The organism is Paenibacillus amylolyticus (genome assembly GCF_050990605.1).
Classification (GTDB): Bacteria; Bacillota; Bacilli; order Paenibacillales; family Paenibacillaceae; genus Paenibacillus; species Paenibacillus amylolyticus_H.
In genome coordinates this window covers 1,556,290-1,579,742 of sequence record NZ_CP158832.1, presented here as the reverse complement: position 1 = coordinate 1,579,742, position 23,453 = coordinate 1,556,290, and the positions used below count along the sequence as shown (strand labels likewise).

At 41.3% G+C, this 23,453-nt stretch carries 25 protein-coding genes; 8 read left to right on the top strand and 17 right to left on the bottom strand.

Features of this window, described 5'->3' with window-relative positions; all coding sequences use genetic code 11:
• Positions 1-11: 11 nt before the first annotated feature.
• Entirely contained in the window at positions 12-506 is a 495-nt protein-coding gene (locus tag ABTV53_RS07125; protein ID WP_433751911.1) for an NUDIX hydrolase, read from the bottom strand.
• The gene (locus ABTV53_RS07120) at positions 503-901 is read right to left on the bottom strand and encodes a winged helix-turn-helix transcriptional regulator (RefSeq protein ID WP_433751910.1); all 399 of its coding nucleotides are present in this window, start codon (positions 899-901) and stop codon (positions 503-505) included. Before ABTV53_RS07120 ends, ABTV53_RS07125 begins: the two co-directional genes overlap by 4 nt.
• A gap of 244 nt (positions 902-1,145) precedes the next feature.
• Here ABTV53_RS07120 and ABTV53_RS07115 point away from each other — a divergent pair, with 244 nt between their 5' ends.
• Positions 1,146-1,733, top strand: a complete 588-nt coding sequence (locus tag ABTV53_RS07115) for an NAD(P)H oxidoreductase (protein WP_433751908.1) — start codon at positions 1,146-1,148, stop codon at positions 1,731-1,733.
• 199 nt (positions 1,734-1,932) lie between these two features.
• Here the strand turns inward: ABTV53_RS07115 and ABTV53_RS07110 are convergent, their stop codons facing one another.
• Positions 1,933-2,574 (bottom strand): FusB/FusC family EF-G-binding protein, encoded by a 642-nt coding sequence (locus tag ABTV53_RS07110; protein WP_433751906.1) that lies wholly within the window; start codon positions 2,572-2,574, stop codon positions 1,933-1,935.
• 445 nt (positions 2,575-3,019) lie between these two features.
• Here ABTV53_RS07110 and ABTV53_RS07105 point away from each other — a divergent pair, with 445 nt between their 5' ends.
• Positions 3,020-3,229 carry a hypothetical protein gene (locus tag ABTV53_RS07105; protein WP_433751905.1) on the top strand — a complete coding sequence of 70 codons (210 nt, stop codon included), beginning with the start codon at positions 3,020-3,022 and terminating at the stop codon, positions 3,227-3,229.
• Between the two features lie 115 nt (positions 3,230-3,344).
• Positions 3,345-3,773, top strand: a complete 429-nt coding sequence (locus ABTV53_RS07100) for a hypothetical protein (protein ID WP_433751904.1) — start codon at positions 3,345-3,347, stop codon at positions 3,771-3,773.
• 144 nt (positions 3,774-3,917) lie between these two features.
• Here the strand turns inward: ABTV53_RS07100 and ABTV53_RS07095 are convergent, their stop codons facing one another.
• The 3 genes from ABTV53_RS07095 to ABTV53_RS07085 form a co-directional block, all read right to left on the bottom strand.
• Positions 3,918-5,042, bottom strand: a complete 1,125-nt coding sequence (locus ABTV53_RS07095; RefSeq protein WP_433751902.1) for a hypothetical protein — start codon at positions 5,040-5,042, stop codon at positions 3,918-3,920.
• A 675-nt stretch (positions 5,043-5,717) separates the two neighbouring features.
• Positions 5,718-6,590, bottom strand: a complete 873-nt coding sequence (locus ABTV53_RS07090; RefSeq protein ID WP_253432288.1) for a carbohydrate ABC transporter permease — start codon at positions 6,588-6,590, stop codon at positions 5,718-5,720.
• Positions 6,591-6,606: 16 nt separating this feature from the next.
• Positions 6,607-7,464, bottom strand: a complete 858-nt coding sequence (locus ABTV53_RS07085) for an ABC transporter permease (protein ID WP_433754106.1) — start codon at positions 7,462-7,464, stop codon at positions 6,607-6,609.
• 274 nt (positions 7,465-7,738) lie between these two features.
• On the opposite strand from ABTV53_RS07085, the gene ABTV53_RS07080 reads away from it, so the two are divergent.
• The 3 genes from ABTV53_RS07080 to ABTV53_RS07070 all read left to right on the top strand — a co-directional run bounded on the left by ABTV53_RS07080 (position 7,739) and on the right by ABTV53_RS07070 (position 13,505).
• Positions 7,739-9,550, top strand: a complete 1,812-nt coding sequence (locus tag ABTV53_RS07080) for a sensor histidine kinase (RefSeq protein WP_433751900.1) — start codon at positions 7,739-7,741, stop codon at positions 9,548-9,550.
• Between the two features lie 307 nt (positions 9,551-9,857).
• The gene (locus ABTV53_RS07075; protein WP_433751898.1) at positions 9,858-11,468 is read left to right on the top strand and encodes a response regulator transcription factor; all 1,611 of its coding nucleotides are present in this window, start codon (positions 9,858-9,860) and stop codon (positions 11,466-11,468) included.
• Between the two features lie 357 nt (positions 11,469-11,825).
• Positions 11,826-13,505: an ABC transporter substrate-binding protein gene (locus ABTV53_RS07070; RefSeq protein WP_433751897.1), complete on the top strand. Its 1,680-nt coding sequence runs from the start codon at positions 11,826-11,828 to the stop codon at positions 13,503-13,505.
• Positions 13,506-13,610: 105 nt separating this feature from the next.
• On the opposite strand, the gene ABTV53_RS07065 is transcribed toward ABTV53_RS07070, so the two are convergent.
• The 10 genes from ABTV53_RS07065 to ABTV53_RS07020 all read right to left on the bottom strand — a co-directional run bounded on the left by ABTV53_RS07065 (position 13,611) and on the right by ABTV53_RS07020 (position 20,991).
• Positions 13,611-13,937, bottom strand: coding sequence for a hypothetical protein (locus ABTV53_RS07065; RefSeq protein WP_433751895.1), 327 nt, complete (start codon positions 13,935-13,937; stop codon positions 13,611-13,613).
• Positions 13,938-14,002: 65 nt separating this feature from the next.
• A complete protein-coding gene (locus ABTV53_RS07060) occupies positions 14,003-14,158 on the bottom strand; it encodes a hypothetical protein (RefSeq protein WP_433751893.1) in 156 nt (51 codons plus the stop codon).
• A gap of 539 nt (positions 14,159-14,697) precedes the next feature.
• Entirely contained in the window at positions 14,698-15,636 is a 939-nt protein-coding gene (locus ABTV53_RS07055) for a DUF4435 domain-containing protein (protein ID WP_433751892.1), read from the bottom strand.
• The gene (locus ABTV53_RS07050; RefSeq protein WP_433751891.1) at positions 15,633-16,985 is read right to left on the bottom strand and encodes an AAA family ATPase; all 1,353 of its coding nucleotides are present in this window, start codon (positions 16,983-16,985) and stop codon (positions 15,633-15,635) included. Before ABTV53_RS07050 ends, ABTV53_RS07055 begins: the two co-directional genes overlap by 4 nt.
• 274 nt (positions 16,986-17,259) lie before the next feature.
• Entirely contained in the window at positions 17,260-17,601 is a 342-nt protein-coding gene (locus ABTV53_RS07045; RefSeq protein WP_433751889.1) for a hypothetical protein, read from the bottom strand.
• Between the two features lie 244 nt (positions 17,602-17,845).
• A complete protein-coding gene (locus tag ABTV53_RS07040; RefSeq protein WP_433751887.1) occupies positions 17,846-18,157 on the bottom strand; it encodes a hypothetical protein in 312 nt (103 codons plus the stop codon).
• A gap of 12 nt (positions 18,158-18,169) precedes the next feature.
• Positions 18,170-19,405: a WXG100 family type VII secretion target gene (locus tag ABTV53_RS07035; protein WP_433751885.1), complete on the bottom strand. Its 1,236-nt coding sequence runs from the start codon at positions 19,403-19,405 to the stop codon at positions 18,170-18,172.
• Positions 19,406-19,560: 155 nt separating this feature from the next.
• Complete coding sequence (locus ABTV53_RS07030; protein ID WP_433751884.1) at positions 19,561-19,935, bottom strand: hypothetical protein; 375 nt, start codon at positions 19,933-19,935, stop codon at positions 19,561-19,563.
• Between the two features lie 103 nt (positions 19,936-20,038).
• The gene (locus ABTV53_RS07025; protein ID WP_433751882.1) at positions 20,039-20,671 is read right to left on the bottom strand and encodes a chloramphenicol acetyltransferase; all 633 of its coding nucleotides are present in this window, start codon (positions 20,669-20,671) and stop codon (positions 20,039-20,041) included.
• Positions 20,672-20,760: 89 nt separating this feature from the next.
• The gene (locus tag ABTV53_RS07020) at positions 20,761-20,991 is read right to left on the bottom strand and encodes a hypothetical protein (RefSeq protein WP_433751881.1); all 231 of its coding nucleotides are present in this window, start codon (positions 20,989-20,991) and stop codon (positions 20,761-20,763) included.
• Positions 20,992-21,450: 459 nt separating this feature from the next.
• Between ABTV53_RS07020 and ABTV53_RS07015 the strand changes: the two genes are divergently transcribed.
• Together ABTV53_RS07015 and ABTV53_RS07010 are read left to right on the top strand one after the other, a co-directional pair.
• Positions 21,451-22,116 (top strand): zinc-dependent metalloprotease family protein, encoded by a 666-nt coding sequence (locus tag ABTV53_RS07015; RefSeq protein ID WP_433751880.1) that lies wholly within the window; start codon positions 21,451-21,453, stop codon positions 22,114-22,116.
• Between the two features lie 16 nt (positions 22,117-22,132).
• Complete coding sequence (locus ABTV53_RS07010; protein ID WP_433751878.1) at positions 22,133-22,798, top strand: hypothetical protein; 666 nt, start codon at positions 22,133-22,135, stop codon at positions 22,796-22,798.
• A gap of 170 nt (positions 22,799-22,968) precedes the next feature.
• On the opposite strand, the gene ABTV53_RS07005 is transcribed toward ABTV53_RS07010, so the two are convergent.
• Positions 22,969-23,448 (bottom strand): SRPBCC family protein, encoded by a 480-nt coding sequence (locus tag ABTV53_RS07005; protein WP_433751877.1) that lies wholly within the window; start codon positions 23,446-23,448, stop codon positions 22,969-22,971.
• Between the last annotated feature and the right edge of the window lie 5 nt (positions 23,449-23,453).

Here is a 23,453-nt window from a genome sequence, read left to right as displayed (position 1 = left end):
AGTTCCACCTCCTAAACATTCTCTCCATGAATCCGAAGCCACTTAGAAGGGACTTTTCTGGCAAAATGCTTTTCAACAAAATCCAAAATATTATCAATTCCGGGCAATGCCGCATTTTCCTTGGCTTCGTCAAACGTCATCCATTGGTACTCGGTATGTTCATGATTTAATCGGACAGGCTGGCTTTCATCTACATATCCTACGAATACGGGAGCGGTATAGATATAGTCCTCCATGGGTGAATAATATTGTTCGAATTGATTGGCAGAATACAAGCGGACTTCCGTGATACCTGTTTCCTCGTGTACTTCTCTGAGTGCAGCTTCCCATGCCTTCTCGCCCTGCTCTATACCCCCGCCCACATAACACCACTCGTTATGCAACATGCGGCCAGCCCGCTTCAGCATCAGTACACGGTATTGATCGAGGTTCTTCTTCAAGAGAACTACAGCCACTCCTTCACAACGAATGGGGACTGCGTGTTTCACGTGCTCTGCACCATTCAATTTCTCGCCCCCTTCTCTTCAGAATCGAAGTCCTCCAGAACTTTAAACTTATCCCCATGGATTTTGTCCAGATGCTCTTCTCCCCAATAACATAGATGGTCCAAGGCAGGCTTGAGTCCCCAGCCGTAGTCTGTTAACTCATATTCCACTTTGGGAGGCACCTCCGAATATACCTTGCGCTGTACGATCTCATCCTTTTCCAGACCTCTGAGCTGTGTTGTCAGCATCTTCTGCGTAATGTCCGGTATCAATCGTCGAAGCTCCGACGTGCGTTTCCGTCCTGTCATCAAGTGGTAAATAATCAAAGGCTTCCACTTCCCGCCCATCACTTCCAAAGCCGCCTCTACGCCTACTTTATATTTCTTTGGAGCATTCGTTTCTCCATGTTCCGTCATTTTTGAACCCCTCCATAATCAGGCTATATCAAGGTGAATCATAATCTTTTTGGTGCTCTTCTTTCTATTATTCAGCTCATTTCGAGGCATCCATTTAGGGTACTTTGATGTTCCTATGGCACTTCATTCTTCCTATAGAACAATAAAGTGCGTACTTCCAGATGTTCTCATACCTGTTTATAATAGCATCAGCCATTGATTTATGGCTACAAGACCGTAATCCAGAAAGGTAGTGAAAGTTAAGATGAACGTACTCGTTGTAGTATCCCACCCGCGAAAAGATTCCTTGACCTTCCAGGTAGCTGAACGTTTTGCAAAAGGGCTTACCGAGGCTGGTCACGGTTATGAGATATTGGATTTGCATGGGATTGGTTTCGACCCGATTCTTCGTGAGATGGATGAACCCGACTATACCCAAGAGAATCAGGTGTTCTCACCAGAGGTTGAAACCGAGATGGAGCGTTTGAAGAAGCACGATGCTGTGGCTTTTGTGTTTCCTCTCTGGTGGTGGCATCTGCCAGCCATGTTGAAAGGTTATGTGGATCGTGTCATGAACAACGGGTTTGCGTATGGCACGAACAAACTTCCTCATCAGCAGATATTGTGGATCTCTCTTTCGGGTGTGACGGAAGAACAGATGCATAAGCGCAACTATGGTGAATCAATTGCCAATCTGCTCAATGTAGGTATTGCCGATTACTGCGGCGTGTCCCAATCCAGGGTTGAGTTTTTATATGAAACGTTGGAATCCAAGCCTGAGCATTATGAGGCATTGCTGAACCATGCGCATAACCTGGGACTGAACTATGCCAACGGTACTTCGACGCTGTAAAGGTATAAAAATATGGAATGAGACCCCAATATGAATTCTAAAAGTTTTTTGATACGTTCTGTGAATTTAAGCCTTCTTTGTGAAAATAAAATACGTTGGTCATTACGCTGAACTCCCGGCGTTTACGGTAAGAGAACAACTCCGCTTGAACACGGCAAAAAGGTCGCTCCGAAGAGCGACCTTTTTGCCGTGTCCGGCATTATTTTACTGTCGAGAGAAGAAACTTCTCCAGCATAGTGGTATCGGTAATACTATGGTTACAAGCTGTGTTATCCATGCATACGTACTGGGCCACGGAAGAAATGTTGTCCGCCGTATGGCTCTTGGTCTTCACGTTGAAGAATCCGAGCTCCTGATGGCGATGACAGAACATGCAGTACCCTTTCTTGTTCGTGGCTGTAAGCCGTCCCTCAATTCCGAGGAATCTGCCTTCGTGCGGATACACGATGAACAAGCGATCGGTAGCAATGTCGGTCCATCTCAGATAAGTTGTACGTGCGTAATCGATGGATTCCAGATCCGGCACTTTGAGCTTCTTTACCTTGGGAAACAGCTTCTGAATCTGCTTCGCGGATACTTGTGGAAATGGAATCAAATATGCTTCCAGCTGGTTCAGATAGGTCTGTAATTCATGTGTCGTCTCATACGTGGATAACTGCTCCAGCAGTTGCTTTTGTTCCGGCGTCAGATCATTGAAGATGCCAACGGCATTCGTGCTGACGGTATAACGGACCGTATCCAATACTTTGGGGTCCACGACAGAGCGCAGCGTTTTGAGCAAGAAATCAGCTTGTTTATGAATATAATTGAATTGATGATTGTGAATAAATGGTGTTTGCATGGCTTTCAGCCCCTTATTTTTATTAGGAAAATAAAGTAAGGTGCAAAGCCTGCGGGTTGAACCATCATGATGTTGATGTTGATTTCAGGGCAAACGATCTCATTTTATCGCGCCCTACACAAAGTCCGCCCCTATTCAGGCTTTGCGTAAGGCTTTCTAGCGAACGAGCAATCCGGCATTATCCATATTGCCACGTCATAACCCCCAATGCAGTAGATATACCGGAATTATATCAGGGTAGCATAGCGTAGGCAACGGGCTTCGTTCCAGTTTTCAAAAATAGCTTTGTTCTACATTTATAAATGCTAAAGTCGAAAGTTCTCTAGATCTATATTGAATTTACCTTCTGTAAGTATGTCTAGTCCTAATAAACCGTTAACATTATGTTCCAAATTCTGGACAAACAACTACAAATAATGCCGTTAATGCTGTATCAGGAATTTTCATGGTCAATTCTGATGGCAAAGTTTTTGACGCTCAATATAGAGCAGGGTCAGAAGGGAATATTGGTACAGCTTGGGGTGGAGTGTTAAGTCAATGGGGAACACAATATATTGCTCAAAATTACCGAGAGTATAACTACTACACTATACTAAGCTATTATTACAGTTTTTCTGATAAAAGTAGTGGATACATCCAAACAGGTAACTATTAATCATTTCGTTCAGATTAAAACGTCAAACGTAAAGTTTGGCGTTTTTTTGGAATTTTAATTCATTTTTTATATAATATAGATTATTCGATCAAAATTATAGACGGAGGTGATGATAATGACAAAAAAAGCATTCTATCTGCTTCTTTTTTTCCTTCTTCTTCTCACTGCGTGCACTTCTGAAGACTCTGCGAAAAATCATGAGAATGAGGATGTGCAAAGAATAGAGTCTGCACCTATGATCACGAGTATTAAGACTAACTTCCCTGAAAAAGAAGGTTGGGTTGTAGTCCCTGCAAACAGTTCTGATATAACAGTCACTGTAGAGACGACCAACGCGGAAACACTCCTTTTCTGGTCCGTTCCAACTGGGACAGAGACGTGGGGAGAAAGAGAACTAATCGGATATGATACCAGTGGGAATGATGGTTGGAAAATAACGTGGAATATTGCGGGTAAGTCCTTACACAATCGTCTAGTGGTTCAAGCATTGGGGAGTGACGGAAAAACGATCACTGATGAAACGATAAGTATTACGAATGAGTAAGTTTGACTTAGATAATTAATTAACGAAGATAAAATAAACAATGGATGCCCACTTTAGATGATTGTCCATTGTTTATTATGCCGTTGTCTCTGAACCATTTAATCTTGGTAAGCAGCTTCTTTTTATTTTGCTCAAATTCAGAATCTAAATGAATGGCGCTAAGCCTCCTGATTGTAAATCTTCTAACTTGGCAGGTGGGATGCTTTCTTGTAAATCTCCATTCATAACATCCATCGCTTCCCATTCAACGAACACAACAAAGTTTTCCGTCAGTATGGAGTAATCGGACCAATTCGTTTTTTCATTAAGGGTATACGCGACTTCTTTCCACAAGTTCTTGCCTTCTTCCCACCAATCTCCATTACTACGCCAATACATAATAAGAGTTCGAAGTTTCTGAATTAAATGTTGATCCGTAAGTTCCTGTTGATCGTTCATCGGATGATCTCCTGAATTCCAGATCGTGTAATAATATTCTTCCTCATCATTATCTTTTTCTTCTATTTGCTCTTCTCTTACTTCTTGCAAGCCAGGATGGAAAATAGGTGAGTATACCGTATGCACTTCATCATGCAAGTAAATCGACATAAAACAATACTCTTTGCCTGATTGATTTTCACAGAGATCACTAATGATTTCAATTAAAGCTTGAATGAGTTCCTCTTTTACCTTTTCTCTGAGTACTAAGACTTGCTCATATGGCATCCTTACGTAGATAACACCTTTGGTCCCATCTAACACTCGCAAGAGATCGCCTTGCTCATCATATTCAAAATGGGTTCGAAGAAGGTGATCAAAATAAGCATTATTTTCATATTGAGGTTGATATATTTGAACCAGAATAGTTCCCTCATAGATATAGTCTTCAACCTCTAATTTATCAAATCGAGGGAAATATTCCACTGACTGATCGATCAATCCATCTTGCAACAAATACTCTTTGATGGAATCCAAAATTCCATTGACATACGTTCTGGTAGTTTTTTTATTTTCTTCATAGGCAGTATAAGTATACCCATCAATTAAATCATCACAAGCCGAGATCCTAATGTTTTCATGCTTATCAAACCCATAATATGTATCCGTCTCTTTATCTGAAATATCTCCAGGGATTTCACCTTGGCGTGCAAACCAATATGGAGAAATGTCATAACGCTTGCTGGTGGTATATTCTCTTCTATGTATTGATGCTTCAGCCTCTTCCTTGTAAAATGTATAATTCTCTTGGGCATTTTGACTTAGCTTTGCATAATATTCTTTGTCTATCATAATTTTTACTCCTCCGTGTCAACTGTCTATGTCTTTCTAGATCGCCTGTAATTGCCTGTGCTCGCTCTCTTATCAAGTCTCATTCAAAAGAAAAGAGAGAATTCCTTCTCTCTTTCCATTTAAGTAAGACAACTTAGTAAGATAACCAACCATACGTACGATAATCATGAGGTACTGGACGATAAAATTCTTCACAAAGCATGTTCTGTTTGAATTGTTTTCGAAAGCTTCTTTGAGTGAGTCTTCGAATGTACTTAACCTCGTTATTATAATAATACTTGGTTTTTCTGTGATTTCGATACTCATTTAATTTCTTGATTCTGGGGTCGAAATCTCTTTTTATGCTCTTCCATGTATCCAGATCCTTGTCTAGCTGTTGCATTTCCCATGCTTGCATTTCGTCGTTATCTTTGAACAAAAAGATCCCCGGCACGCACTTTAGATTTACCTAGAATAAGGTATGAGTAGTAACGTACCTAGAGGTCTATAACATATGGAGGTAGCAAAACTATAACCTCACTTCCATCATGGATTGGTACTATCTTACAACAAATTAATAGGATTGAAAATATTTACACAAAAAGAGCCACCTCCCTGGCCTTCCCCAGTTCAGTGACTCCCTTTTCATAATACATTCATTTAGGTTGAGCAACACATGTTTACACTTACGTTCCCCTACTCCTTAACAGCCCCAACCACGATCCCGGTTACAAAGTACCGTTGCAGGAACGGATACACAAGCAGGATCGGCAGTGCACTGATAAAGATCTGCGAAGCCCGAATTGTCCGTTGGGACAGGTTCTTAACGGCTTCCGGATCAAGCTTCGACATGTCGGCCTGTACGATGATCGTCTGCATGAATGTCGCGAGTGGCAGTTTTTCCGCATCACGGATGTAGATAATTCCGTCAAAATACGCATTCCAATGTCCAACCATCATGAAGAGCGAAACCGTTGCAATAACGGGTACGGAGACAGGCAGATAGATTTTGATAAACGTCTGCAAATGCCCTGCGCCATCGATAAATGCAGCTTCCTCCAGATCCTTCGGAACGGTACGGAAGAAATTCAGCAACAGAATGATGTTAAACACTGCAACCAATCCTGGCAGGATCAAGGCCAGCAATGTGTTCATCAGTCCCAGCTTCAGAATCAGGATATATCCCGGAATGAGGCCACCGCTGAACAGCATCGTGATGACAAAGTACCACAGATAGATGTTACGTGCGCGGAACACCCGCGTCTCTTTGGAAAGCGCATAAGCTGCAAGCGTATTAACAATTAACGCAAGTCCCGTACCGAGTACCGTCCGCTCCACAGATACCCATAAGGAGGAGAGGAAGTTTGTATTGGCAAATGTCTTCGCATACGCCTCCAGTGTAAATCCAATTGGCCAGAACGTTACGAGACCAGCATTTGCAGGTGCAGATGCGCTAAGAGATACCATGAGCAAGTGATACAAAGGTAGCAAGCAGAGCAGTGAAAGCAGGGTCAGTAACACATTGTTGAATATGCTGAATATGCGGTAAGGCATCGTTTTATGATACATTCGTTCGTCCTCCTTTCTAGAAAATTCGGTATCCGGCGAATCGGTAAGCCAGTCGGTACGAGATCACAATCAGGATCAGGCTGATGATCGATTTGAACAGATTCACAGCGGTAGCAAAACTGAACTGCCCACTAAGCAGACCTTCTCGATACACAAACGTATCGATAATATCTCCTTGTTGGTAAATCAGCGGACTATATAAGTTAAAGATCTGGTCAAAGTTGGCGTTAAGCACATTCCCCAGTGCCAGGGTTGCGATGACGATCCCAATCGGAATAAGTGCCGGGATGGTAATATACATCGTTTGCTTCCAGCGTCCTGCGCCGTCCACCTCAGCCGCTTCATACAGAGCCGGGTTAATGCCGGACAATGCCGCGAGGAAGATGATCGTGTTGAATCCAAACTCTTTCCAGACGTCACTCGCGATAATCGTGAACCGGAACCAGCTGCCATCCCCCAGGAAGAAGATCGGCTTGATGCCGAATACCGAAACCAGGAACTGATTGACAATACCCGTCTGGGCCAGAATGTCGATCAGGATACCGGATAACGTTACCCAAGACAGAAAGTGTGGTAGATACACGAGCGTTTGAATCGTTCTTTTCAGCGCCATCTTCCGTACCTCGTTGAGCAATAAGGCGAAGACAAACGGAATGATCAGATTCATGACAATCTTCGTACAGGCAAAAAATAGCGTGTTCCACGTAATTTGCAGGAAGTAATCATTTTCCCACATGTATCTGAAGTGCTTCAGTCCTACCCATTCGGAATTGAAAAATCCCAGTGCAGGTTTATAATCCTGAAATGCCATCAAAATCCCGGACATCGGAATGTATGAAAATATAAAGACCATAATGGCCGCCGGCAACACCATGAAGTGCAGAATCCATGGCTGTTTGTAGCGTTTTTTTCTCTTTTGTTCCAGCTTGTTCCCAACGTTTGCCTGCGGGACCCGCTTACCCTCCAATTTAGCCTCCATAGCACTGCTCCTGTTCCCAAAAAAAGTTTTTGTGTGTGATGGGGTTCTCTGATATAAATAGTATCAAGCCATTCTGAGGTCTGCTATATAACATTGTTAGGCTTGATAGTGTTTTGTTAGGGCCATCCTAGAAGAAGTTGTTTACACACGAATTAGAAGGAGACTTTTTATGTATATATGGAAGCGCTTTATGCCTTTTCAAAATAAAACCAGATCCCGATTCAGTCTATTCGCCAAAATAAATCTGTTAATTGTGGTCTTGTTTATCCCCATTCTGATCATGTACACCTACTCGAATAACGTCACCTATGATGTCGTCAGCAAAGAACTGCAGATCTCCAACACGAAACAGCTCACGTTTCTGTCCAGTCAGATCGACTCCCGCATCAATCAGATGATGGATTTCAGCCTGATTCTCTCCCGAGATCCCAATGTCAGAGCATTCAACGGTCTTAACATGTGGGATGATCGATATGACCGGATGCAGACCCGATATGTGATTCAGGAGAAGATGACACTTCAGACGGGCGTTACCGATATATGGCCTACCCGATATGCGGTGCATTCACAGCAGAATAAGGATGTCATCGCGAACTACAACCGAACTACAGGATATGATGAGGCGTACTTGAAGAAAAATATGAGCGGACAATGGACCTACGGGGATCAAAGTGCGGAATCACAGGATGAGATGAAATCCTTCTATTGGTTCTATACGGACTCCCTTGCCCAACCGGGGATGCTCACCGGAAGTAATCTGGTGATTGAAGCCAGCTTCAGCTATGAGAACATTCAGAATATGCTGGATACGTATAAGGCGGGCGGACAAGGCGATCCTTTCTTATATCACAAAGGAAATTCACCCATTCTAAATCGCAGCGCGGACAAGCAATTATCCGCAGAACTTATTCAGTATCTGGATACGCATTCTCCCGAAGATACCACACAGGACGTGGTCGAACTGAACGGGAAGAAATATCTGGTTAGCTCTGTGAAGTCAACCTATCTGGATTGGCATCTGGTTGATGTGATCCCGCTGTATCAGATTCTGAAACCCATCTCGCTCAGTCAGAATCTGTTCTACACTAGTATGATTTTGCTACTCGTGGTGGGCATCTCGGCTTCCATCCTGCTGTACCGGAATGTGCAATATCCGATCAAACAGCTGATCAAAGGTTTACGCCGTGTAGAGCAGGGCGATTATTCTGTCCGACTGCATAGCAAAAACCAGAATGAGTTCTCATTCCTGTTCCGCCGATTCAACGATATGTCCCATCAGATTCAGGATCTGATCGAGAATGTGTTCCATGAGAAGATTAGAGCCAGGGAAGCTACGCTGAAGCAATTACAAGCACAGATCAATCCGCATTTCCTATATAATTGTCTTGGCTATATCATCAACATGGCCCAGATGAAGGACGAGCAAGCTGTGGTCTCCATGGCACATAACCTAAGTGCATATTATCGCTATACCACCCGTATGGAAAAGGAGACATCTTCGCTTCAGGAAGAGATCAAGCTGCTCATCAACTATCTGGATATCCAGAAGCTGCGCAATGGCCGAATTGAATATCACATCGATATCCCTGAGGACATGCTTGCCCAATCGGTGCCGCGATTAATGCTTCAACCGATGGTCGAGAATTCCGTCATACATGGTGTAGCGAAATCTTACTCTTCAGGGGAAATCCGAATTACCGGAGAGCGCAAGAATGGTTTTGGCAGAATATACATCGACGACGATGGTCCTGGCCTCAGCCCGGAACAGTACGAAGCACTGAACTTGAAGATGCAGGAACCTTTACAGGAAGAAATGGGCTGCGGCCTTTGGAATACGAATCAACGAATCATGCACACATTCGGAAGTCATTCCTACCTCCTATTCGGCCCATCCCCACTAGGCGGATTCCGAACCGAAATCATCTGGGAGATACCAAAAGAGGACACGGATTCCGATAAAGGAAATACCGATACAAATTGATACGATACTAACGATAAGTTGATATTTGATTTTGAATGAACCATTTACACGGACATTTATATAAGGCCTTGTTTAAAATAAATGATTAGAATTTACGTGAACTCAAGCGAAGGATTGAAGGGATTCTGTAGAAACGAAGTGTTCGCCTTTCAAGCACCATTTTAACCTTATAATCATCTAATTCAGAAAATGGGGCTTGAACAGCGATCAAAAGAACCCTTCAAATCCGTAGCGATTTTGTTCACTTCACGTATCCTTTGATTTTGATTATTGGCCTTATATACCAACCACCAAGGGAGACATTATAATGCACATGATGATCGTAGACGATGAAGCACACTGGGTCGATAACCTGTCCATGACCAAACCCTGGCACACCCTGGGGATCGAACATGTGCACAAAGCATACTCAGCACACGAAGCACTACAAATGATCGACACGCACCCCATCGATATCGTGATCTCGGACATTCAGATGCCTGAAATGACAGGTATTGAACTGATCGAACGCATCCGCATACGGGACAAAAAAATAAAATGTATTCTGTTATCCGGATATTCCGAATTTGATTACGCCAAAAAAGCCATCCAGTTCGAAGCTGTAGACTATCTGCTCAAGCCCCCGACTGATGATGAATTAATGGGGGCTGTGCAGAAGGCCATCGATCAATTGAACAACGAATGGGAACTTGTCAGTTCACTGACACGAACGCAGTTTACGTTGCGAGAGAATCTCCCCCATTTGCGGGGACGACTGCTCCTAGGGGCTTTGCAGGGACAACGAATCGCCGCTGCCGAATGGGATCGGAAGCTCGCCAATTACGCTCTGCCCTTTCATACCGGGGATGGCTCATTAATGCTGGTTCGTTTGGAAGAAGAATTCGGACACTATGACAGCAATGATGCGACCCTGATCGAATATGCCATCATCAATATGGCCGAAGAGATAATGGGTGAGTTTATGGAAGTGTGGGGCGTGAAGGAGGAGCACGGATATCTGGTGTTTTTACTTCAGTTGAAAGAACGGAAAAGCGATATTGGCAAAGAAACCATTTTGGAGAAGCTATCCATTCAGCTTCAATCCAAAGTAAAACAATTTCTGAAAGGCTCCCTCTCCATCGTTATCACCGAGTGGTTCACCTTTCCGGATCAGCTTTACGATCGTTTTCGTCAGGCTTCCGCCTATTTCCGACAGATCGTCGGCGACGAACGCGAATTTGTTATGCGTGTCAGCGATGTCGAGACACCTGGGGCGCAAGGTCCACTCGACGTACTGTACACTCCGCCCACCTTCATTAGTTTGCTAGAGAGTGGACAGTGGGATGCCGCCGAAGAGAAAATTCTCGCGGTCTGCGCTGAGCTGGATGAGAAATGGTCGGAATCGTGGGAACATTGCATGGAGGCTGGTTTTCTCATTACAGCATCGTTCACCAACATCGCCCATCGGAACAAGCTGACTCTGACCACTTTAATGGGAGATGATGTCGAGGATTTGCAAAGCGGGGAAGTTTTCGCTACCATCAGCAAATTGCGGAAATGGTCACTCAGTGTGCTTGGCAAACTCAAGGAGGGCACGTCCAACGAGATCAAGGATATCCGGTCCGATTATGTGAAGAAGATTCAAGATTTCACAGATAAGAACCTGCATCTGGATGTGTCTTTGCGTGTACTGGCTGACCATGTCAATCTGCATCCGACCCATCTGTCCAAGATCTATAAGATCGAAACGGGCGAAGGCATCAGTGATTATATCTCGCGCCTGCGTATGGATCGGGCCTGTCACAAGCTGGTGACGACCACCAAAAAAGTGTATGAAATCAGCATGGAGATTGGTTATATGGACCCGGCTTATTTTATCAAAGTGTTCAAGCGTCAATTCGGCGTTACGCCGCAGGAGTACAGAGACCAGCATAAATAACATGACTGAAAACCGATCTTTTGGAACATTCACTAATAGAGTCCTATCGAAACTAACAAACTCATATAGATGCCCTCCCGCCCAAATTGGTACAGTTACATTGTAGAGGTTGTTCAAAAAGTCCGCTTTTGATTACGAAGGATGCCTAGCGGCATCATCAGCATCGAATATGGAATTCAGCCGAAATAAGCGGGAGGCTTACGAAGTATGTTTCCTTTGGAAACATTGTAGTTGCTCACGTAGCTCTATCTACGCTCCGCTACTCCATTTCTAGCTTCATCCCATCTTCTCGGTACTGAAAACCGGCCTTTTTGAACACGCATTTGTAAAGATCATACACCGTAGGGGGATTGAACAATGATCAAATTCAAAACATGGTGGTCACTGCTCATGGTTATCGCGCTCATCACGATCACTGCGTGCGGCAGTGGCGAGACAGCCAGTGACAATGATACCGATAATACGCCGGGAACAGTCGGCTCAGCTGAAGCAGAAGCTGCTTTTGCTAAAGGAAAATATGACCCACCCATCGAGTTCAGTTCGGTATTGATGCCGAAGAAATACGTGCAAGGAGATACCAAAGAAAATAACGTACACGATCGCTGGATGCTCGAAACGCTGGGTATGAAGCATAAAGATACCTGGTATCCGGCCAATGACGATCAATACAGACAAAAGCTGCAACTGGCTATCGCCTCTGGCGAGAAGCTCCCTGATTTCGTCACCGTACCCACCAATGCGGTACTGACCAATCAACTGATCGACTCCGGTCAATTCATCGCCATCGATGAGTTGTTCGACAAGTACGCGAGTCAGACCCTGAAAGATCACGCAGCAGCACATCCTGAACTGTGGTATCCGTTCACCAAGGACGGCAAGAAATACAACATGCCGATCATGGAGTACACCGATAACGACGATACGTTGCTCTGGCTCCGCGAGGACTGGATGGAGAAACTGAACCTGGAAGCTCCGAAAACCATTGCTGACCTTGAGAACATCATGGACAAATTCAAAAACGAGAACCCGGACGGTCTGTCTCCAGACAAAGTATTCCCGCTGGCAATCTCGCTGAAAAACAACACCAACACCTGGATGGGTCAGCTCGACTGGTTGTTCGGTGCATACGGCACAATCGAGGAGCAATGGAACAGAGACGCAAACGGCAATCTCGAGTACGGCTCCGTTAACCCGGGTGCCAAACAAGCCCTTGCCAAGCTGGCGGAATGGATGGATAAAGGTTATATCCACGCTGACTCCGCTCTGTGGGACGAAGGCAAATCCGCTGAAAGCTGGACAGCTGGCAAAGCGGGCATTCTGCCTGGCGCCAACTGGGTACCAGACTGGCCTGCACCTGACCTGCTGAAGAACGTACCTGGATCAAAGTATAAAGCTTACCCTGTTCCAGCTGGCCCAGACGGCAAGATCGGTACGAAGTGGCAGAACTCTGGTGTCAACGCAAGTATCATGATTAACAAGGATGCGAAACATCCAGAAGCCATCTTCCTGTACTACAACTACTTGCTGGATAACCTGGCTAACCCAGCTGCGGGCAGTGAGTACGAATACGGCTTCGCCAAAGGTTACGACTGGGATATCATTGACGGACAACCGACCAGTGACAAAGAGAAGATCAAAGACTTCTCCAACGAATTCCCGTTCCTGACCGGCCCAGCACGTATCCCGGATCTGTACATGAAAACACTCGTGAAGCTGGCGAACGGCGAGAAGCCTGAGACACCTTACGAGAAACAAATGGCCGAATTCCGTAAACCGGAGAACTGGTATGCTGGTAAAGTCGTTATGTCCCAGATCGACGTTCGTAAACAAAACTATTTCACTGGCGCTGCAACACCAACCATGGTATCCAAATGGAACCTGCTCCGCCAGTCCGAGATGGAAACCTTCAACAAAATCATCTACGGCAATTTGCCAATTGATGCCTTTGACCAATTCGTCGCCAACTGGAAATCCAATGGCGGAGATCAGATCACGCAAGAAGTGAATGATTGGTTTAAGTCGGTAAGTGCGAAGTAAGAATTAGATTTTGGGAAAGTAAAGAGTTAAAAAAACAGCCGAAGCGTTTAGTTATACGCTTCGGCTGTTTTTATTTAGATAGAGATTAAGGTCGCTCCCCCTGACTTATGGGTTCGCGTCAGTGGTTTGATGAGCCTTTGTATGGCTCTCCTCCAACATCGACTGACCCAGCAAGGAAACTGTGAGATGAATGCCGTCCCTCAGTCCTTGCATGTACAACCGCTCATTCTCTATCCCTTTGGTGACAATGTATCGGCTCTCCCACTCAGCATATTCAGGTGTCTGCTCGACATCTTTGCTAGCAAACAAAGCTTCAAAAGCTTCGTCTGTTCCCCCACGCAATCGACTCATTTCAGGATCATGTTCGATCCGGGCGGATACCTCTTCCAACCTTGCTTGAATCGCTCGTTGCATCCACCGTGGTAAATTCATTGCTTCTCCTCCCCTACGCATTATGTACCTCACACATCACCGTACAACTCGGTTATGTCTCGCCTTCATTTCAACCACTCGGGCCACCAGTTCATCCACCCTCGGCTCTGTTCCTGAACCTCGGGGTTATCCCACAACGGAATCGCTTGCTTCAAGGATTCACCAAGCTGATTAAGCTTGCGCCGTTCCTCTTCCAATAAGTCAAGCAACCGGCTATACATGCACCTCTCTAATACTTTTTTGCCTTTCTAATACTAGACATGAGTAAAATTTTTAATGCGATTATCTATCCCTTTGAAGTTTTATACATGTTATTCTGGTCTCTCCGAATTGTAAGATAAAATAGGATCACTTTAATGCGGGGATCGAATTAAATAAAAAAATACCGAAATAAATTCTAAGGTGTAAAAAAAATTAATATTTGTTCCCAAATTGTAAATATCAGCAAAAGTAAAGAAGTCCAACAAAGAGAAACTCTAACCAAATTGCAAGCAATATTTGATTTGGATATCATTCAGACCAGTCTTTCCCATCTGGAAAGGCAATATTGACTGTGTTCAAGATTATAAAATGGTGGTAAATCACGAAGACTTTGGAGGTTTCTGTTGGTTATTTGGTTATTTGCTTAGGAAGGTATTTACATAGCTTTCTTTTAGGAGAAACTAACCCATGCCAAATTACCAGCAGTGTATTTAATTTCCTTTTAATGCAATACATGCTAAATGTGAATCACAAAAAAGTGACTCACATTTAGCATGTATTATGCAAGTTTATTATGTACCAAAAATAATTGTAGGTAGTCAGCAAGTGACTTATGAGTATAAGCATACTGACTTAATTCAGAAATCATATTCTTCTTACTTTGATTAATTTTAACACCAGGACGTTTTTTAATTATAGGTTCCTTCTTAGTTAATTCATTTTTTAATGACTCAATAAATTCAAACAAAAAATCTATTTCAAACTTACCTCGAAATCTTTCTTGCGGATTAACATTTGCTATCTCTTCAAGTTTCAAATCCAAAGCTTCCTTGGTTATTACTTTTGATTCAGGAAACAATTGCTCAAGTTTAGTAATAGTATAATTTGAAGTTACTTCAAAGAGCGATATAACAGGTACAATTTTCTTCAAATTAAACTGATCTAAATTAAGTTTTGAGTTTTCTGCAGAGCTATATAAATCTCTTTGGCACCATAACCAAGCATTTATTAATTTTGTATGAGTATGAAACTCAATTTGACGAGCTGTGTATAAATCTAACAAAATTTTAAAATCGTGCTCTGCTTCCGTAACGTTAAATTCATACTTCAAAATCTTTTTAAAGGCAGATATCGTTGTATAATAATTTTCCACTGAATAAACCGGTGTTTGATAAATATGTGTGCTATACTTTTCGGAGAGATCACCATCAAAATCTTTATCAACAAAATATGATATTTTAACATTTTCGTAATGATCATCTTTATTAATCATATCATAAAATTTTATGACTTCTGCTTTTCCTCCACAGTTAAAAAAGTGCATATTATCAATATCTATTTTTAAAATATTTTCCACTCTTGCCCCGTAGTATTTCACGTCATCGCCCTCAAAACAACAGAAGAAATCACTTGAATGTCTTTCCTTAAGTAGGGTGAATTTCATAAAAGCTACTGTTGCACCTCTTCTACTCTCTTTGAGCATGTCTATTCTTGTCATGAATCTAGTTCCCTCACATATTTATTCATATCATCTGCCAATAAATCCAATTCGTTCTCAAAAATAAAAGGCGAGTGTGTAACTGTAAGTAAAAAGGAACATCTTTCCGATTTTAGAACATCAGGAAGCAACATTCTTTGCCATTCTATTGAAAGAGATAATTCTGGTTCATCAAAAAGCACTATTAACTCGCTCTCCGTTTCGAGATAAATCTTTGCAAACAAGGAAATTATTTGCTTTTCTCCAGAAGAAAGGTTCTTCAGTTCTATTTCTTTCCCATTATTCTGAATAACACTTATCTCTACTTTGCTTTCATTATAGATAACCTTTTTACCATTTAAATATCCATTACATACATTCGCAAATCCTTTAATAAGATTATCTAAAGTTTTCTGTTGGTCATAACTCTTAATCAGGTTAGACAAAAAATTTATTAGATACTTGTATTGTTCTTCCTTAACAAAAAGCTCCTTCGAATTAACTAATTCTATTATTCTTTCTTTATAAGTAGGAGAAATATTTTGTCCAACTCGTTCAAGAATGATTTTTAATATATCAGGTTGAATTCTATCTTTAATTTTTTCATCAATTTCATTGAGTCCATCTACATATTGACTTAACATCTCACCTGTAATCGCTGAGAAACCATCAATAGCTGAATTTTTTATATTTAAAATAACTCTATTAAACGTCTCTTTTACATCCTCCATACCAAATTGAATAAGACGTTTATCGTCTTTATCCAGTTCAACCTTTCCAGTCCCTAAATTATGTAACTCTTCTTCTATTCTTCTATAAGTAGGAAAATACAAAACCTCTCCCTTTATTTCATTTCTTATAATCGACTTGATCTCGCCTAGTTTTCCATATTTATCATCAAAAATCGACATAACTGCCCTTCTTATCAACCTAGGAGAGTAGGCGGAACGTCTAGACAGACTATAAATAATAGAACTCATTTTATCTCTGTCTACAGCCTCAGTACTCTGTGAATATATATATAATTCTTCTCTTTCTTCATTTGTTAGTAGCCTATTAATTCTTTCCATTATTTTACTTTCTTCGTATTGGTTAATTTCATCATCCGAAATCAGAAATAAATCCTCTTTTTTGATTTCAACAGTTCTTCCAGATGTAAACTCAATTTTAATTTTATCAAAAACAATTGAGTTCAATTTGTGAAATTTACATGTTAAACAAAAATAGATTGTATTCAATATTGTGGTTTTTCCCAATCCATTCTCACCAATCAATATATTAACACCTGAATCGAATGGGATTGCCACATCTCTAATTCCAAATAATCTTATTATAGAAAATTTTTTCACTGGTGACCTCATATTAGTCATTAATCTTCCCTCCTTAATTATACTACTTTATTATAATAGCATTTTTAAAGAAATCATAGCTTATTTGACCTTATTTACTTTTAATCGCCAATGAAACCATCTTATATTTTGATTCTTTGATTAACGTTTCTTTATCCTCTCGTGACTCTAATCAATGCAACGTGGATACTATGTTATCCGTAAAATCCGCATATTCTTAATTTAAAATAGATCATATTTCAAAATCTTTAGTGAATGCTTCAGCAATACTTGGATAAAAGGTTAATAGTACTGTTCAAGCCAAAAAGGCCTGCGCAATCTGATCCACGATGCCATTAATACCTGTCGGCCCATAACAACCGATCCAGGTCGCAGCATCGACCGAGTATAAGTGCTGCCGCTCACCCTCATCAAGCATGCCCCAGACACACTGCTCTGTCGCGGATATGCCATCCTGAATGAGTTCATTACTCAATAAGAAGTAGTGACTGGCATGTACAACTGGTAGTCTATCCACCGAAATATGATAAGCCGTGTCGGAGGTATCTGCTACAAATAACGGAGCAGGCAGACCTAGATCACGGTACAGCACAGCACCTGTACGATGAGACGGCGAATGTACACGAATGAGAGACACCAGTGGACGAAATCATGCGCGTCTTTGCTTTCATTATGCATCAAAGGATGAGGTTTTATCGGATGTTGTTTGAACCCTTCTATGTGCTTTGAAAAACAAAAAAGGAAGGCCCATCTTCATCCCATAGGGAATCAGAAGACAACCTTCCGATGCTTTCGGAACATTTGTCAACTTTAAAAGTAGAGATGCGCAAAGCAAGTTCAATAGCAAACCGCTACTCCATAGCATCTTTACCCAAGCTGCACTACTGATCATTTTGTTCAGATTGATAGCAGTAGACGATTGAACCCGCAGGTATTTCGTCTGGGGATATACTTTTACCCAAACATATACCGATATTTTTTTTACCGGCTATAGAATGGTTAATTTGAGTAGAAACAACTTCAAATATTTGCTCTTCCCCATCCGTTTTTTTGATGATAATCTGTTTACCGATCATCTCTTTGATTGTTGAAGGAAGTAGTTCATCCAACTCTTTATTAGCCCCCATAACAACGGTTCCGAATTCCGGAGTATCGAAGACTAACCCCACGCCAAACAGCATTTTAGTTTCCATTGTATGGCCTCCTTATCTCTGATCTATGAATAGCTCGCCTTTGACATCTCGCACTCTGAGATCGGCATTACGAAGTCTAACCATCGCATCTCTCAATAAAGCATACCGTTCAGTAGAATTGAGGTCAGGAGCAAACCTTGCTGCCCGAATACTTGCCTGAGCCTCATCAAGAGCATAGTTTCTTTTGATGACTTCAGGAGGAAGATCATAAAGTGGGAACGCTCTACCTGCAATAGAAGCCTCATAATGTCCAACGATCTCGTGAGCTAGTGTAGCATTCATTGAAATTCGAGTATTTGCACTCAAAGTCCCTACTCCTGGGGCTGCTGCTGGTAAGACATCCGTATTGATCACCAAGCGATTATACATCATGCCTGTATTCCAGGTATCATAATAACCTGGTTGTGCGATTAAGATATTTTTTTCGGGGAAATCAAGCTTGTTCAAGTAACTCTTTATCTCAAGCTTTTGGTTATCCGTCAGCGGAAGCTCATTGCGTTGTCCGTCACTGAGAATCTGTCTAAAATCTACCGCGCCATCGTATTTGACAGGGGTATCGATATGCAGCTTAGGTTTGAAAACAGAGCTGACGCCTAATACCATACCACCTGTACCAAGCATACTTGCCCAATGTTCACTTGACCAAGCATTTGTAGGCAAAACGGCTTCTCTAATCGTTCCATGGACTCCAATTGTCAACCAGTTCAGTGTGTCTTGAGGTGACTCAAAAGCTTTGTCAGCTCGATCAACATACCCGTTTACGAGTCCACTCGGAATACCAAATGTCCAGTAATCCAGAAATCCACCTACACTATCATATCTCTTCTGATATCGGTCATCTGCCGATTGTATAAATGCTTGTCCTAGCTCTTTTAAACTATCTACAGACTTCTCAACTGCATTCCGATCGTCTACACCTTCCTGTGGGCCACAAGCATTCGGTGGTGGTGGTAAACAGTTTATGTCTACTTGCCCTTCCGACCCGTGGTCAGCTTGGAGAAATCGTTCTCCATGGTTATGTAACACAGTTGATATTGAACTCATAAGTGTGACAACTTCAGTCATAACAATCTGTGACTTCTTGAAATCATAGTAGAACCTTTCTCTAGTACTCCCATCCCAGTTCGCTTCAATATCAGTCATACTTCGCAGAAGACTTTCATTCATGTGTTGAAGAGTAGTATAAGCTGTAGAGAACTGTTTACTAATTGCGAAAAGTTGCTCTGGCGTAACCATAATTCTCGTCATAGAATACCTCACACCTACTAAAGAAATATTTAGTTTCTGAATTCAGGGAATATCTGGATTTTACTGTTCATTTATTACCTGTGTCAAATAATGCAGCAATAAGCCACTGAACAATCTGAACTAGAGCCCTTTTCTCAAATGCAATTACACTCTTTTCAGGAGAGAGGTCGGAGAAGTTCTCCTTTCCAATTAACGATGTTTATTTCTTTATCTTTGAAGAGGCACCAATCAATGATTTCACCTATCAATCTTGGCGTGATGATCTCATCGCTCCATTGCGGTGTTAATACTCTTCTGTATCCTATATATTCTGTTATCCAGCCTTCGAATTCTTCTCCTATGATGACTATATATGGGGGCTTGTTCTTAATACTGTGTTGTCCAACTTCATAAGTGACGATTAACTTCTTATCCTCAGAAACGATATGTAATTTGATTATCCCTTCATCGTCAATACCCGGTTCAACATACCAATAAAATAATCGATTGGCTCGAACGATTTTACGTTTATATTTTTTTCTTACGCCCATAACTCACCTCGCATATTTCCGTTTCTTTGATCGCAGTATTTGGTATGTTATCCAAGACAGAGCTAGAGTAGCTTTGGGATCTGTTATTAAAATCACACTAAGTTTAAGGAGTAGTACTCTTGTAAAAATCAATTACTCTATCAAAGATCTCGATCTCTCTTTTTTTTATGTCCGGTAATGTCTCGCGCTTTACAATATGATGTACATTATCTGCTATAGTCTCTGCTTTATGAATCCCCACATATCCTGGTACGAGTTCATTAAGGTAACGAAAGTATCTCATTTGAGGTTCAATCATGCGCAGATGTTTATCAAAATTCCTTCTGGATCTTGTCTGATCCATCTCCTTTCGCTTGCGCAGCTCATCTTCTTCAGCCCAGAATAGTACATAAGCATCCGGTAATGATATTTCATTCTCCAATAACTTCTTTCTAAAGAAGTTTGCTGTTTCATCTAAAGATAGGTGCTCATAACCATATATCCAACTGTACCAAATCTTAAATACATCACCATCCAAAATCACATACTCATGTTGTCGATTCTTCTCATATGCTATATGCCATCTATCGATTTGTCTCTCCAGCAACCACATCATAAGTTCCTTACCTTCAAGTTGAGGAGATTCAAAAAGAAACCCTGTTTCTGGAACAATAAATGCATCATATTGTGTAGCGAACTGCTGACAGGTCGTACTTTTACCTACGGAACTGGCACCTTCGAGACAAATTATAGTCATTGAAATACATTACCTCCTGATATGACTCATAAAATGATTAATCAGCCTTCATTGGCTCTTAAGTGATCATGTTGAATTACTTTGTTAGACTATGTACTGTAAGTTTCTTTGATCTTTAGCCATGTTTCATACCAAAAAGTTTTTCGTTTAAGAGGTTTTATCACCTTAATTTGGACTTCTTTTCTTTTCAAATAAACCGTGCCATCCACTTCGATGAGTCTATCGCCATATGAAAATACAGTATCCTTGCATTCTCTGTGATACTGATTCTCTCTTGTTTCTGACCACCCCGCTTTTTCAATAGAATGCCGTTTTCTCATTATGTAAGATCCTCCTTTAAGGAAACCACTATTTTCAGCAAAAAGTATGCCTGTCCCACATCATAAACACTTTGTTATCCGACATTGATGAGCCTTAAGATTCATTCATTCCTACGACTTGTTCAATTGCTATATTGTTCCTTAACATTAATGTTTAACTCATAATTCCTTCTTTATCAAGCACTTTGGTATCTAATCTAAAAGTACCTGTCAGTGCTTTCGAAGTATTTTTCGTTCAAGTAGAGGATGAAGATCTCGGCCACTCACTGGATCTACTTAACAACAGACCACGAAAATGCTTGGGTTGGAGAACCAATCACGAATCTTTTACAGAAGAACTGACGCAATTATTTTTACAAAATATCATATTGTAAACCAATAATTGACATATTATATATCATATTGTATTGTAAACCTCTAAGACTAGAAAACTATCCCATAAAAGAGAGGTGTAGGGTTGTGAATTTCAAGAAAAAGTATATCGCGTTCTTTCTAATTGCTGTAATCTCAGTATTCTCTAGTAGTCCGAGTCTAAGTGCTCATGAAATGTATTATTCCGGATCAGCTCCAAATTGGACAGCAATCCCTGTTAAATGGAATAACTTAAGTAACGGGAAACCTTATCTTAAGGTTAACGGGGATCGATTAAATCCCGATTATACAAGCGCTTACACAACAGCAGCTACGTTATGGTCGACATATTCTCAGAAAATTGTAATTGATAAAGTCGGTTATGGCTCTTCAAACGTTGACATAGCCACAGGAACAAAAGCATATTGGTCAGATAGATTTGGTGTGGGTGGAGCCGGGACACTGGGAATAGCAGATCTTAAGACAACAGACGGAATTGTTATAGATTCATCAACTGTGCAACAGTCTTCGAAAAGGATTTCGTCAGCTCAAATATATATGTCACCATATGTCGCTAACTATAGCAGTTCTAATCCAGGCAATCACAAGGTTGCTACTATAGTCCATGAAATAGGGCATGTTCTGGGTTTAGGTCATCCCAATGTTAGTTACTATCCTACAAGTGTTGAGTCAATCATGAGATCAGGTGGCCAATATGAGGGTTATTATGTACCTAGACAACATGATCTAAATGATATTAACAACAAATATTGAGATGGAGGAGATTAAGATGAGAAAAATCTTGATAACTATATTAATTTTAAGTGTAGTATTAGTTGTATTGGGTTGCTCAAGTAATAAACCAATTTCCTCAAGTCTTTCGGATGAAAGAATTCTAGAACTTCGCAATGAATATCCTCTTTCAGAAGGTAGTGCTAGTTTAGCCCAATCCGTTGATGTTCCCTTCGAACAAATATTAGAAATGTCAGATGCAGTAATCATTGCTGAAGTTGTTAAACAAAACCCTAGTTTTCAATCTATCTTAACTGCAGAACCAGGAACACCAGAGGGTGATGCAGCAGAGAAAGATAAAGCTCAAGGTATTGAGCCATATAAACCTACTTTTGTTTCATATGAAGTAAAAGTGGATGAGGTGATTGTGGGGGAAGAGGTTGATGAAACTACTAACTTGTTCTACAATGCTGATTTCATAGGAGTTGAACCAGATTTAGAACCAGGTATGAAAATTGTTGCTTCAGTGAAAAAAGGAACAGCGCCAGAACAACAAGGCAGTTATTCATTCACTAGGTATGCCACTTATTATATTGTTGATGATGATTATGTTTTATCTGCGTACCAAGGAAAATCTGAAGATATGAAAAAGTTCACAAATCAAACAGATGGTAAAACGTTAAATAACTTGGTAGAGCAGATTACAGAACTCTGGTCTAATTAGTAATGAAAAATAGAAAAGTTCACTATTATCCCCTTTAAGACTATTTGGAGGGGATTTTATGATCTGATGGATTGTAATATGAAGTGCGACACTACTGTAAAATAAATAAAAAAGCGCCTAAAGCCGGATTCGTGTAGAATGAAGGTTCCTACACCACATTCACACTTCATTTAACTTTCCAACTTAAATACTTCACTATAGACTTTACGCAGCTCAGTGGAGTTATCGTCCCACTTAATGGGTTTACTATTGATAATTTGGACCAATACATCCAGACACCTATGCCATCCTGCGGCGGTATTCACTGCCCATGAATTATCGTTAAACGTATGGGTAAAGATCAATCGACAACCTTTATCTTCTTTCTGCAATGAAATGTTTATCAGATCATCAACTTCACGGAAACCAAATACATATGGTTTTTCTAACTCTGTAATGGTCCCCTCATATGTTGTTCCTTCACCATCATCGAAGGCAATCTTGCCACCAAGCCTGAGATCCATCTCTCCTGTTGCGAAAGGGTACCATTGGGCGAAGGAACTAGGCTTCGTGATCACAAGGAAAACATCTTCTGGATTATGATGAAGAAATCGTTCAAACCTCAAAGCATATCGACCGTTTGACTCATGTAATGTACCATATTCTTTCACCTGTT

Bases quoted from the DNA above. Each gene is read 5' to 3' on its own strand.
- ABTV53_RS07065 (WP_433751895.1), bottom strand. From the start codon at position 13,937: ATGAATTTACCACGGTGGATGCAACGAGCGATTCAAGCAAGGTTGGAA.
- ABTV53_RS07100 (WP_433751904.1), top strand. From the start codon at position 3,345: ATGACAAAAAAAGCATTCTATCTGCTTCTTTTTTTCCTTCTTCTTCTC.
- ABTV53_RS07110 (WP_433751906.1), bottom strand. From the start codon at position 2,574: ATGCAAACACCATTTATTCACAATCATCAATTCAATTATATTCATAAA.
- ABTV53_RS07095 (WP_433751902.1), bottom strand. From the start codon at position 5,042: ATGATAGACAAAGAATATTATGCAAAGCTAAGTCAAAATGCCCAAGAG.
- ABTV53_RS07060 (WP_433751893.1), bottom strand. From the start codon at position 14,158: ATGTATAGCCGGTTGCTTGACTTATTGGAAGAGGAACGGCGCAAGCTT.
- ABTV53_RS07035 (WP_433751885.1), bottom strand. From the start codon at position 19,405: ATGACGAGAATTATGGTTACGCCAGAGCAACTTTTCGCAATTAGTAAA.
- ABTV53_RS07020 (WP_433751881.1), bottom strand. From the start codon at position 20,991: ATGAGAAAACGGCATTCTATTGAAAAAGCGGGGTGGTCAGAAACAAGA.
- ABTV53_RS07050 (WP_433751891.1), bottom strand. From the start codon at position 16,985: ATGACTAATATGAGGTCACCAGTGAAAAAATTTTCTATAATAAGATTA.
- ABTV53_RS07075 (WP_433751898.1), top strand. From the start codon at position 9,858: ATGCACATGATGATCGTAGACGATGAAGCACACTGGGTCGATAACCTG.
- ABTV53_RS07025 (WP_433751882.1), bottom strand. From the start codon at position 20,671: ATGACTATAATTTGTCTCGAAGGTGCCAGTTCCGTAGGTAAAAGTACG.
- ABTV53_RS07010 (WP_433751878.1), top strand. From the start codon at position 22,133: ATGAGAAAAATCTTGATAACTATATTAATTTTAAGTGTAGTATTAGTT.
- ABTV53_RS07030 (WP_433751884.1), bottom strand. From the start codon at position 19,935: ATGGGCGTAAGAAAAAAATATAAACGTAAAATCGTTCGAGCCAATCGA.
- ABTV53_RS07105 (WP_433751905.1), top strand. From the start codon at position 3,020: ATGGTCAATTCTGATGGCAAAGTTTTTGACGCTCAATATAGAGCAGGG.
- ABTV53_RS07040 (WP_433751887.1), bottom strand. From the start codon at position 18,157: ATGGAAACTAAAATGCTGTTTGGCGTGGGGTTAGTCTTCGATACTCCG.
- ABTV53_RS07120 (WP_433751910.1), bottom strand. From the start codon at position 901: ATGACGGAACATGGAGAAACGAATGCTCCAAAGAAATATAAAGTAGGC.
- ABTV53_RS07055 (WP_433751892.1), bottom strand. From the start codon at position 15,636: ATGACAAGAATAGACATGCTCAAAGAGAGTAGAAGAGGTGCAACAGTA.
- ABTV53_RS07080 (WP_433751900.1), top strand. From the start codon at position 7,739: ATGTATATATGGAAGCGCTTTATGCCTTTTCAAAATAAAACCAGATCC.
- ABTV53_RS07115 (WP_433751908.1), top strand. From the start codon at position 1,146: ATGAACGTACTCGTTGTAGTATCCCACCCGCGAAAAGATTCCTTGACC.
- ABTV53_RS07070 (WP_433751897.1), top strand. From the start codon at position 11,826: ATGATCAAATTCAAAACATGGTGGTCACTGCTCATGGTTATCGCGCTC.
- ABTV53_RS07090 (WP_253432288.1), bottom strand. From the start codon at position 6,590: ATGTATCATAAAACGATGCCTTACCGCATATTCAGCATATTCAACAAT.
- ABTV53_RS07085 (WP_433754106.1), bottom strand. From the start codon at position 7,464: ATGGTGTTGCCGGCGGCCATTATGGTCTTTATATTTTCATACATTCCG.